Annotated in this window: 8 protein-coding genes; 5 read left to right on the forward strand and 3 right to left on the reverse strand. The window is 63.9% G+C overall.

The features are described 5' to 3' along the window. Window positions 1-114 precede the first annotated feature (114 nt). A complete protein-coding gene (locus OKA05_RS25335; protein ID WP_264490011.1) occupies window positions 115-714 on the forward strand; it encodes a hypothetical protein in 600 nt (199 codons plus the stop codon). Between the two features lie 121 nt (window positions 715-835). Here OKA05_RS25335 and OKA05_RS25340 read toward each other — a convergent pair whose 3' ends face one another. The 3 genes from OKA05_RS25340 to OKA05_RS25350 all read right to left on the reverse strand — a co-directional run bounded on the left by OKA05_RS25340 (window position 836) and on the right by OKA05_RS25350 (window position 4,369). Continuing rightward, window positions 836-2,620, reverse strand: coding sequence for a hypothetical protein (locus OKA05_RS25340; protein WP_264490012.1), 1,785 nt, complete (start codon window positions 2,618-2,620; stop codon window positions 836-838). A 176-nt stretch (window positions 2,621-2,796) separates the two neighbouring features. Further along, on the reverse strand, window positions 2,797-3,273 hold the full coding sequence (locus tag OKA05_RS25345; protein WP_264490013.1) for a helix-turn-helix domain-containing protein: 477 nt from the start codon (window positions 3,271-3,273) through the stop codon (window positions 2,797-2,799). Window positions 3,274-3,475: 202 nt separating this feature from the next. Beyond that, window positions 3,476-4,369, reverse strand: a complete 894-nt coding sequence (locus OKA05_RS25350; RefSeq protein WP_264490014.1) for a hypothetical protein — start codon at window positions 4,367-4,369, stop codon at window positions 3,476-3,478. Window positions 4,370-4,640: 271 nt separating this feature from the next. Here OKA05_RS25350 and ruvB point away from each other — a divergent pair, with 271 nt between their 5' ends. The 4 genes from ruvB to OKA05_RS25370 all read left to right on the forward strand — a co-directional run bounded on the left by ruvB (window position 4,641) and on the right by OKA05_RS25370 (window position 7,611). Further along, the gene (gene ruvB / locus OKA05_RS25355; protein WP_264490015.1) at window positions 4,641-5,666 is read left to right on the forward strand and encodes a Holliday junction branch migration DNA helicase RuvB; all 1,026 of its coding nucleotides are present in this window, start codon (window positions 4,641-4,643) and stop codon (window positions 5,664-5,666) included. 331 nt (window positions 5,667-5,997) lie between these two features. Next, entirely contained in the window at window positions 5,998-6,477 is a 480-nt protein-coding gene (locus OKA05_RS25360; RefSeq protein WP_264490016.1) for a Fur family transcriptional regulator, read from the forward strand. Then, window positions 6,474-6,725: a hypothetical protein gene (locus tag OKA05_RS25365; RefSeq protein ID WP_264490017.1), complete on the forward strand. Its 252-nt coding sequence runs from the start codon at window positions 6,474-6,476 to the stop codon at window positions 6,723-6,725. The genes OKA05_RS25360 and OKA05_RS25365 overlap by 4 nt, the downstream gene beginning before the upstream one ends. Next, a complete protein-coding gene (locus OKA05_RS25370) occupies window positions 6,718-7,611 on the forward strand; it encodes a tyrosine recombinase XerC (protein ID WP_319800668.1) in 894 nt (297 codons plus the stop codon). The genes OKA05_RS25365 and OKA05_RS25370 overlap by 8 nt, the downstream gene beginning before the upstream one ends. Window positions 7,612-7,929: the final 318 nt, after the last annotated feature.

Below are 7,929 nucleotides of genomic sequence, written 5' to 3' on the forward strand. Positions count from 1 at the left end.
CGAAGCCCTCCCCATGACGTCAATCCTCGCGATCTTTGTCGCCGATTTCTTGACCTGCCGCTGGCCATCATCCAGATCCACGGGCGGCAATCACAACCGGGATAATTCATCACCATGGGAGCTGACCTCATCTGGCAACGCGTGCATTGGGCGAAGACGCAAAAGGCCGCGGAGAAGGGAAACCTGCACGCCAAGTTTTTCGACGAGGATGCCGACGAAACCGGTGAGGCCTTCGAGGCCGAGGAGGTGGAGCTGGACGATGCCGTCTCCTGGCTCGGCGCCTGGTATCCGTGGATGGAGCTGACGGAGTCGATCGCCAAGTCCGGCTTGCCACGGTCCGCGGATTTCGAGCGACAGGCAGCACTATTGCGGGAACTCGGGATCCTCTGGGGCACATCTTGGGAAGAAGAAGACATTCTCAAAGGGGCCACCGGGGCGCGGAAGGACGTGGCGCTGCCCGTGGGCGAAGATGTGGAACCGCCGTTCATCGCGGCCTACGCGCCGGAAACACTGTCCGAACTTGCCGAGCGTGTGCGGGCGGAGGATTGGGGACACTTCACCCGACAGCTCGATGCCGTCCGGGCCGCCATGGATGACGCGTCAGATTTGCGGCCTTCTTCGGAGGAGATCACCGAGCTGTTAGACGCTCTTCCGGAGTTCCTTGAGTCCCTTGGGGAAGAAGGCCGCGGGGTGCTGACATGGCTGTCGTTTTGAGGGGTGCCCCGCGCCGTCTTGGAAAGTGGGCGGAGATCGAAGTCCCGCTTCCCGCATAAGCCAGGCCGTCCTTCCAAGGCGGCTACGCAGCATCCGGCAGCGCGGTGGGCGGACACGTCAATCAATGCGCCAGGATCTCCTCTTTTTCGATCACGAAGCGCACGAACCCTACCTCGTTGGAAGCGGGCATCGTGACCTGATAGACATTCCGCGTGGGCGTGGCATCGATGACCACCGGGGTGGGTCCGCTGTCCCACACGACGAAGCCGGTGCTGGTGGTGGAGCTTCTGACCGTGATGCCGGTGACCGATTTCGGCGCGCTGATGCTGACCGTGAGGAGGCCATCGGCAACGACGGCGGCGATGGGTTTCGGCTTTGTGGAACCGGTGGCGGGCACGCCGCGGAAATAGGCTTCGAGGTTCTCGATGCCATCGCCGTTCGGGTCGGCTTCCGCATCATCATCGGGCGCGGTGAGTTCCTGTTCCTCCACCCATTGCGCGAAGCTCTTTGGGGTGATGACGGCCTGATAGTCGCTGAGCACCACCTTCGCCGGCGCGGCTGAGCCGGGGCCGTAGCTGACCTTGAAGGAGCCGTGGGGGGTGGCGAGGCGGGCACCCGGTAGCACATTGGCGAAGCTGCCCGCGATGGGCATGTCGCTGGTGAGGATCTCGTAGGTGGAGGTGTAGAGCACCTCGTCATCAAAGTCATCGATGGTGGAAAGCGAGAGCTCGCCGCCAAGGGTGACGCCGGAGGTGCCAGCGCTTTGCACGATCTTGTCGTGCGAGGTGCCGCCGATCTCGATTTCGAGGGTCGAGCCGGAAGCGAGCGTGAGGTCATCGGTCACGACGATCTGTCCGGCGGAGTTTCCCGGGGCGATGGTTCCGTCGGTGACGGTCAGCACGCTGTCGATGGTGCCATTTCCGGAGACGGTGCCGTCGCCGGTGACCTCCAGCGTGGTGGCCTTGAGGATGAAGCTATCGATGCCGCTGCCGCCGAGATTGAGATTCCCGCCGGCGAGGTTGTAGGTGCCGAGGACATTGAGATTGCAGGGCAGACCCGTGACCTCGATCTCGCCGCTGCCATGGAGTCCACCGGCCACCAGGAAGGTCGAGTTCCCACCCAGGCGCACCCTGCCGTTGTTGGTGAAATTGCCGGCGATGTTGAAGACCGTGGTCCGGGTGGATGGATTGATCGCCAGCGTGAGCAGGCCGTTTTCTCCATTGAGGAAATTCCCGGTGGTCTGGATCTGGTGCCCGTCGTCGAGCGTGATAAAGCCATGGTTCTCCGCGAGATTGCGGAAGGCATCGAGACCGGTGTTCTGGTCGCGGACGACGGCATTGGGACCGAAGAGATTGAAGCCCGAGCGATTGACGACGATGTCCGCCCCTTCGAATTGGAGGATGGCCTCCGTGATGGATTGACGGTCGAACACGGAGAAGCCACGGCCGCCGGTGATCGTCCTGGTGGCGAGCGAGAAGTTGGTGAGATTGCCGAGCGAGTATTGCCCGCCGCCATTGACCAGGCCGCCCTCGATGGTGGTGGTGCCTTCGACGAACAGATTCTTGCCGGGACCGATGGTATTGTTAGAGAGCGCGGCATTGTCCGCGATGAAGAGCGAGTTCACGGTGGCGTGCACATCCAGGAACGGGGTCCACCACCAGTAGGGGTTCTCGAATTCATCAAGCCGGTTCGGGATGACCGCATCATCCTCCGGGGCGGGAGTGCCGCTGGACCAGTTGCTGGAATCGCTCCAGACGTATCCTCCGAATTCCTCGATCTCTTCCGGCCCGAGGAACTCGGTGGTGATCTGGGAAAAGGAAACGGCAGGTGTGGCTGCGGCAAGCGAGATGAGAAGACGAAGAGGCAAGGCACGGGTCATCCGGCCCATGGGGAGAGTGGATTTCATGGCGACAATCTGAGGGGGAAAGGAGGGACTCTGAAGCAACAGTGCCGTAGCAGCACAGGGTACAGAGCTTTCGAATACAAACGGCGAGGACTCACCAAGACAAGAGAAAAGCCCATCGGGGCGCGCGCGTATGCCGCCGCCGCGCGTTTCATTTTGCCCGCTTCACTTCCTTGATCTCACGCCCCGGCGAACTTCTCCTTTCGCCGCAGGGTCGGCGAGGTGCCAGTGATGCTTGCGAAGCAGCGGTTGAATTGGGAGAGCGATTGGTAGCCGACTTCGAAAGCGATCTCGGAGACACGCTTGCCGGGCTTGAGGATCTCGCACTTGGCGGCTTCGACACGGCAGCGGTTGACGTAGCCGGTGAGGGTGAGGCCGGTGGCTTCATTGAAGAGCCGGCAGAAGTGCGACTCGCTGAGGCCGGCCTCGCGGGCGACGGTGCCGAGCGTTAGCGAGTCATCGAGGTGCGCGTGGATAAATCGGCGGGCCTTGGCGATGGCGGCGGGCTCGCTGCCTTCCTCGATGATGGCGAGCGATTCTGCGTGGCGGCTGAGGACGTGGTCTTGCGTGAAAGCGGTTACCGATGGTCGCGGCGCAGCCGCCCTCGGACTGCTGCGGTCATCCGCAGCTTTTGAATGGAGGGAACGGCGAGCCACTGGTGAAGGGTCGCAGCGATCCTGGTGGGCCGATTTGGTCCAACTGAATAAGCCGGCTCCACCTTGCACTCGAAAGCTGCGAATCATCGCAGCAGTCCGAGGGCGGCTGCGCCGCGGTTATGGGGCCGACCTCACTCCGTGGCCCCGCGCGATGGAAGCCGAAGGCCCTTGGACTGCTGCGCCGCGGTTATCGGGCCGGCCGCTAGGGGAGCACGCGATTCAATATCTCGATCAGCCGCTCGCGGAGGGGGCGGGCCTTGTCGGCGAGGCGGGTCTGCTCCTTTTCGTATTCGCGGCGGCCTTCGGGGGTCTCGATCTTTACGGGTTCGAGGCCGTAGGCGGTGAGGTCATACGGGCTGGCGCGCATGTCGAGGTCGCGGAGTTCCATCGCCAGCTCGAAGCAGTCCATGAGCAGGTCCGAGCCGACCCATGGCATGGCTTTGAAGGCCCACTTGTAGAGGTCCATATTCGCATGGACGCAGGCGGGCTGCTCGAAGTCCTGACGCTCTAACAGCGTGGGCTGGAGGCGATTCAGCGGCAGGGCTTCGGCGTGGAAGAAGCGGAAGGCATCGAAGTGCGAGCAGCGGATCGGACGCGACTCGACGAGCGCATCGATTTCCTGCTGCGGCAGGCGCAACGTGGTGGTGGTCGCGTGGCGGACGTCGGTGCCGCGATAGACCATGGCCCACTCGTGGAGGCCGTGGCAGGCGAAGTTCGGCGCGCGGTCGCGGGTCGCGGCGAGCATCTCGCGGATCCAGCGGAGGCGGGCGAGTTCCTTGGCCTCTAACAAGTGCGGATCGGTGAAGACGGTGCCGGCGCTCTCGTCATGGCGGTAGGGTGACTTCGTCCAGCAGGCGGGCATGCCGTAGGAAGGCGGACGCTCGAGCGCGCAGCCTGCTTCGGGATGCCACTCCTCCAGCTTCGCGAAGGAGAAGGGATAGTAGGAGAAGAGGAAATCCTCCACCGGATGCGGCTGGTGGTGAGCACGACGCCGGCGCGCGGGCGCGGTCCATTCCTCGGCCCGGGCACGATGCCGCGCGACCCGCTGCTGCCACTCGCGGGCGGGGATCAGGATCGCGGTGGTCGCTCCGGACATCGGCGGGGAGGAGACAGGAGAAATCACCAATCATCAATCCTCCAATCACCAATCGAAGTGTTTGGAAGAGTGATGGCTCTCGCTCCGGCAGACCCGGATCGGGAGCAGGCAAGGTTTCCCGCCGGGCTCCGCATCTGGCGTCAGCGGTCCAGCCTCTTCAGGCAGTTCGATTGGTGATTGGAAGATTGGTGATTGATGATTCGCCAGCGAAAAAGGGTGTTCATCCGACCGCCGTCGTGGTCTGCTGCGCGCGCACCGCAGCGCCCGCCGGATGAGCGAGAATTTTTACCAGCAGACCACCACCGCGCCGACCTCGACCTTCGATGTCTCGCTGCGGCCTCCCGTGTTTTCCGAGTTCATCGGCCAGGAGAAGGTGAAGGACCGCCTGCTGCTGATGGTGGAAGCCGCCCGCCAACGCGGCGACGTCCTCGATCACGTGCTGCTGTCCGGCCCGCCGGGATTGGGCAAGACGACGCTGGCAAACATCATCGCGCGCGCCACCGGCTCGCAGCTCCACGTGACCTCGGGGCCGCAGATCGAGAAGGCGGGCGACCTCGCCGGCGTGCTGACGAATTTGCAGAAGGGCGACGTGCTCTTCATCGATGAAATCCACCGGCTGCACCCGGCGATCGAGGAATACCTGTATCCCGCGATGGAGGATTTCCGGCTGGATATCATCATCGACTCGGGGCCATCGGCGCGATCGATCCAGCTCAATCTGCCGCGCTTCACCTTGGTGGGTGCGACGACCCGCTCGGGCATGTTGACCGCGCCGCTGCGCTCGCGCTTCGGGCTGGTGAACCGGCTGGACTACTACACGCAGGAGGAGCTGGCGCAGATCATCGAGCGCTCGGCCGGCTTGCTGGAGATCCCGGTGAAGCATGAGGGCGCGATGGGGATCGCGGCGCGTTCCCGTGGCACGCCGCGCGTGGCGAATGCGCTGCTCCGCTGGGTGCGCGACTATGCGCAGGTGAAGGGCGATGGGACCATCGATGGCCCGCTGGCCGATGCCGCGCTCGCGATGATCGAGATCGACGAGCAGGGTCTGGACGAGATGGACAAGCGCATCCTGGAAGCGCTGATCTACAAGTTCAATGGTGGCCCGGTCGGTGTTGGTTCGCTGGCCGTGGCGGTGGGTGAGGATGGGGCGACGATCGAGGAGGTGCATGAGCCTTTCCTGATCCTGCAGGGGTTCTTGCAGCGGACGCCGCGAGGCCGGGTGGCCTTGCCGGCGGCATATGTGAAGATCGGCGCGAAGATGCCGCCGCCGGGGGATGGACAGGGGATGCTGCTGTAGGGTGGGGCAAGTGGTCCGTGCACGCCGGAAGACGGGAGCGATGGCAGTGGAGTAAGGAGTGGCGACCTTACTGTCGCCTTGGATAGTTCGGGCCGAGATTTGCGGGCTGTGGGTGCCGGTGATCCGGCTTTGCAGGCTGATTCGCCTTTGCAGCGTGGGGGACAGTACGGTCCCCGCTCCCTAATGGGCTGATGGTCTCCGACGTCCGGGCAGGCAGCTTCGTTCCGCACGCGGAGCGTGCAGACCACGATGGATGCCGGTCTGAAAGCCAGCTATCACACCCGCAATCTCCCCTTCCCCTCCCCGCGCTCCCGCTCTAGTTTCCGGCCGGATGTCCAAGACCGAGACCGAGACCGAGACCGAGACCGAGACCGAGACCGAGACCGAGATCGAGATCGTTTCCCAGACCGTGGACCGGTGCCGTGCTGCCGGGCTGCGGCGGACGAAGGCATTGGAGGAATTGATCGCCACGCTGATCGAATCGCCGCGGCCGATGACGCTGGGCGAACTGGCGGCCTCGCCGCGGATGCGCGACCAGTGCGACAAGGCGACGGTCTTCCGCCTGCTGCAGCGGCTGGCGGAAAAGGGCATCGCCCGCCGGCTGGGCCTGCACGAGCGCGCGGCGTATTTCACGCTGCTGATTCCCGGCCGCCACTCGGACTACCTGATCTGCACGGAATGCGGCAGCATCGAGTCGGTGAAGGCCCCCTGCCCGGTCCACGAGCTGGAGGATGAGATCCGGCTCAAGACCGGCTACAAGAACCTCTACCACGAGCTCGAATTCTTTGGCACCTGCCCCGCTTGCGCATGAACCGCCTGATTCGCACCGCCCTGACCTTGTTCGCTTCGGCGAGCGTCCTGATCTTCCTCGTCCTCAAGCGGCTCGAGGATGCCCGCAAGATGATGGGGCAAGCCCAGGCATCGGAGGTCCAGATAGCCAACTTCGGACTCATCATCGCCGCGGTGATGATGGCCATCGGTCTCGGGCTCGTGATCACTGCTCTGGTCCGTTCGCGGAAGGAAAAGGCGAAGGAGAAGCAGCCGGCCGATCATGGATGAGACGCTGGAGAGCGACTTCCTGAAATTCATGGAGGTCGAGCGCACGGCCTCGCCACGCACGCTGGTGAACTACCAGCTCGCGATGGCTTCCTGCCGCGAGTGGCGCGGCGAGGGCTTCACGGGTTGGCGCGATCTCGGACCGGATGATTTCCGCCGCTGGCTGTTCGAGATGATGAAGGCGGGCCTCTCGAAGGCGACGATCCGGCTGCGCTTCGCGGCGATCCGCTCGTTCTACAAGTTCCTCGTCCATCGCCGCGGCTTCGCGAAGAGCCCGGTGGCGGAGGTCCAGCTCCCGAAGCCGGAGAAGAAGCTGCCGGTGGTGCTCACCATCGCGCAGATCGATGAGCTGCTCGCGCTGCCACTGCAGGTGCCGCTGATGAAGCAGACGAAACCGTGGATGCCGCTGCGCGATGCCGCGATCCTGGAGCTCTTTTACTCGTGCGGGCTGCGTATCTCGGAGCTGCGCGGGCTGGATGTGAGGGACATCGATTTCCTCGGCGAAAACGTCCGGGTGATGGGCAAGGGCGCGAAGGAACGCATCGTGCCGATCGGTGGGCCGGCGCTGGCAGCCTTGCAGCGCTATCAGCGCGAGGCGGCGGTGACGAATGGGCCGCTGTTCCTCGGCAAGCTCAAGACGCGGATCACGCAGCAGGCGATCGATCTGCTGCTGAAGAAGTACCTGAAGCTGAGCTCGATCCCGTTCAAGATCTCGCCGCACAAGCTGCGGCACAGCTTCGCGACGCATTTGTTAGATGCGGGGGCGGACTTGCGGTCGGTGCAAAGCTTGCTGGGTCATGCGTCGCTCTCCACGACGCAGATCTACACGCACGTGACGAAGGAGCGGCTGCGGAGCGCGTATGATCAAGCGCATCCGCGGGCGAAGTAGGTGGTGTGAGGGTCGCCCGATGACCGCGGCGCAGCCGCCCTTGGACTGCTGCGATTGTTCGCAGCTCTTGAGTGCAGAGTGGAGAAGGCCTCCCAGTTGGACTAAACCGGGCTTTCGGGATCGCTGCGATCTTCACAAGTGGACAGCCGCTGCGTGCATTCAAAAGCTGCGGATGACCGCAGCAGTCCAAGGGCCTTCGGCTTCCATTGCGCTCGACCACAGGGAGAGGGCCGCCTCATGGCCGCGGCGCAGCCGCCCTTGGACTGCTGCGATTGTTCGCAGCTCTTGAGTGCAGAGTGGAGAAGGCCTCCCAGTTGG

Source organism: Luteolibacter arcticus (assembly GCF_025950235.1).
Lineage (GTDB): Bacteria > Verrucomicrobiota > Verrucomicrobiia > Verrucomicrobiales > Akkermansiaceae > Haloferula > Haloferula arctica.

What these genes read in the sequence shown, in the direction of transcription:
- OKA05_RS25350 (WP_264490014.1), bottom strand. Translation starts at nt 4,369, where the DNA reads ATGTCCGGAGCGACCACCGCGATCCTGATCCCCGCCCGCGAGTGGCAG.
- ruvB (WP_264490015.1), top strand. Translation starts at nt 4,641, where the DNA reads ATGAGCGAGAATTTTTACCAGCAGACCACCACCGCGCCGACCTCGACC.
- OKA05_RS25340 (WP_264490012.1), bottom strand. Translation starts at nt 2,620, where the DNA reads ATGAAATCCACTCTCCCCATGGGCCGGATGACCCGTGCCTTGCCTCTT.
- OKA05_RS25335 (WP_264490011.1), top strand. Translation starts at nt 115, where the DNA reads ATGGGAGCTGACCTCATCTGGCAACGCGTGCATTGGGCGAAGACGCAA.
- OKA05_RS25370 (WP_319800668.1), top strand. Translation starts at nt 6,718, where the DNA reads ATGGATGAGACGCTGGAGAGCGACTTCCTGAAATTCATGGAGGTCGAG.
- OKA05_RS25360 (WP_264490016.1), top strand. Translation starts at nt 5,998, where the DNA reads ATGTCCAAGACCGAGACCGAGACCGAGACCGAGACCGAGACCGAGACC.
- OKA05_RS25365 (WP_264490017.1), top strand. Translation starts at nt 6,474, where the DNA reads ATGAACCGCCTGATTCGCACCGCCCTGACCTTGTTCGCTTCGGCGAGC.